General features: G+C 72.0%; 2 protein-coding genes. Both read left to right on the top strand.

Annotation, left to right across the window (positions count from 1 at the left end; all coding sequences use genetic code 11):
• Window positions 1-233: 233 nt before the first annotated feature.
• Window positions 234-1268, top strand: coding sequence for a DUF444 family protein (locus IRZ18_09685; protein MBX5477375.1), 1035 nt, complete (start codon window positions 234-236; stop codon window positions 1266-1268).
• On the top strand, window positions 1258-2529 hold a 1272-nt coding region (locus IRZ18_09680), incomplete at its 3' end, for a SpoVR family protein (protein ID MBX5477374.1). The genes IRZ18_09685 and IRZ18_09680, both read left to right, overlap by 11 nt.

Below are 2529 nucleotides of genomic sequence, written 5' to 3'. Positions count from 1 at the left end.
GCCCCCGGTGGTGCGCCATGAACGCGCCCTTCGAGGTTCCGATGAGGATCGTGACGTCCCGTTCCGACATCGCCGCCACCTCCGAAGCCGGTTTCGCGCCCGCCGCAGCGCCCCCTGAGGCCGCGCTCGCCCGGCGGCTTCCCCCTTCTTTTCCCTCGACTGGGACAGACTCCTGCACCTCGGGGCGCCGCCCGCAATACAAATGGCGAAAAGACCGAAACCGGGGTGCGGACATGATCGCCGACCGGATCTCCCAGGACGTGCAGCGGCACAAGGAGCGGGTGCGCGAGGCGCTGAAGAGCCGCCTGCCGGAGGTCGTCGCGCGCGAGGACATCGTCACGGCGCCCTCCGGACGGCGGCTGCGCGTGCCGGTGCGCTTCCTCGACGACGTTCGCTTCCGGCCGGCGCCGCCGGCCGAGGAGGACGGCGGCGTGGCGGCCGTGGCGGGCGTGTTGCCGGGCCTGGACCACGAGGAACCGACCGTCGAAGTGGAACTCACGCTGGACGAGGTGGCGGACCTCCTCTTCGAGTCGCTGCGCTTGCCCAACCTGCAACCGAAGACGTCCGCGGACGAGACGACCCTCGACAGCGTCCACGGCGTCGCGCGCCAGGGCCCGCCCCCGCGCCTCGACAAGCGCCGCACGCTGATGGAGCGGCTGAAGAGCGGCGGACCGCTGAGGGATGAGCACCTGCGCTTCCGGGACGTCCTTCCCCGCCCTCGCCCGGTGGCGCGCGCCGCGGTCGTGTTCGTCCGCGACGCGAGCGGCAGCATGGACGACGACAAGCGCTTCCGCGTGCGGGTAGCCGCCTTTTGGACGCTGTGCTGGCTTCGCCGGCAGTACCGCCACGTCGAGTGCGCGTTCGTCGTCCACGACACCGCGGCCGAGGAGGTCGATGAGCACGCCTTCTTTCACGTCGGGATCATGGGCGGCACGCTGATCTCTGCCGGGCTTGAGCTGGCCGCGGAGATCCTCGAGACCCGCTACCCGCGAAACGAGTGGAACCGGTACGTCCTCTTCTTCAGCGACGGCGAGAACTGGCCTGGCGACCGCGACGACCTCGTCGCGGCCGTGCGCCGCCTGCACGAAGCCTGCGAGCTCGTGGCATACGGCGAGGTGGACGCCGGGCAGGGTCCCCACCGGGCCCTCGAGGTCCTGCGGCCGCTGGCCGGGAGCCTCCCGCGCTACCGGTCCGGGACGATCCGCCACCCGGCCGAGGTGGCCGCGTGGCTGGGCGGCGTCTTCGGAGGTGGCGGCGATGTGGCGTGAAGCGCTGCCCGAACTCCGGCGGATCGCCGAGATCTACGGCCTCCAGCCACGAGAGACGGAGTTCTTCGAGGTCACGGCACACGAGCTCTACGCCCTGGCCGCGACCGGCCTCCCGGGGATGTACAGCCACTGGTCGTTCGGGCGCAACTACGAACGCGAGCGCACGCGGAACATCCATGGCCGGGCGACGATCTACGAACTCGTCGTCAACCTCGATCCGGTGCAGGCGTACTTGCTCGACCAGAACAGCGACGCGGAGCAGGCGTTCGTCGCGGCGCACGTCCTGGGCCACGTCGACCTCTTTGGGCGCAACGCCTTCCACCGGCAGCAGCGGCCGGACATGGACCGCGTCGTCTCCGCCGCCAGCCTCCGCTTCGAAACGTACGCCCGGGAACACGGCCCCCTGGCCGTCGAGCGGTTGATCGACGCCGCGCACATGCTGATGTGGCACGCCACGCCCGAGGAACTCGCGCCGCCGCGCCCCGCCGGGGACGCCGCGGCGAACCCGTACGCGCCGCTCTTCCCGGACGCGGCGCCCGACCCCGACGCGCCCCGCGCGCGCTTGCGCGAGGACTGCGCCCGCGTCCGGCGAGGCATCGGCGAGCGGGACCTGCTGCGCTTCCTCATCGCCCACGCGCCGCTTGAGGATTGGGAGCGCGACGTCCTCTCGACGGTCCGCGAGGTGGCGCTCTATTTCCTGCCGCAGACGCGGATCAAGATCCTCGCCGAAGGCTGGGCGTCCTTCTGGCACAAGCGCATCCTGCGCGCCTGGCGGGCTCCGCAAGCGTGGGCCGTCCAGGAGGCGCGGCTGCACGCGTGGATCGCCAACCCGCCCGACGGGCGCCTGCTCAACCCATACTGGCTCGGCCTGACGATCCTCGAGCACCTCGCCGGCCAGGGCGTCGACATCCTCGAACTGGTCCGGGAGGAGTCGGACCGCTCGCTCGTCGGCCGCATCGACGAGCGGCTGGTGTACGAGAACGACACGTTGCGCGACGTGGCGCTGCGCATCGACGAGGCGCGAGAGCCGGGCGACCCGACGGCGTGGGAGATGCTGCGCGACGCTCTGGTGCGCGCCGTGCCGGTGCTGCCGGAAGTGGACGTGCGCGTGCGCGAGTGGGACGCGCGCCGGCTTGTCCTCGAGGCCGACGCGCCGGTCGAGGAGCGCTACGCGCGCGTCGTGCTCGCGGCCATGGCCCGGCTGTGGCAGGGCGAGGCCGTGCTCGTCGCGCCGGGTCAAGAACTGAAGGGGGTGGCGGTG

It is taken from the genome of Clostridia bacterium, assembly GCA_019683875.1.
Lineage (GTDB): Bacteria > Bacillota > Sulfobacillia > RBS10-35 > Bu92 > Bu92.
Note: the sequence above shows the minus strand (reverse complement) of the source record. Positions and strands in the feature narration are given on the sequence as shown.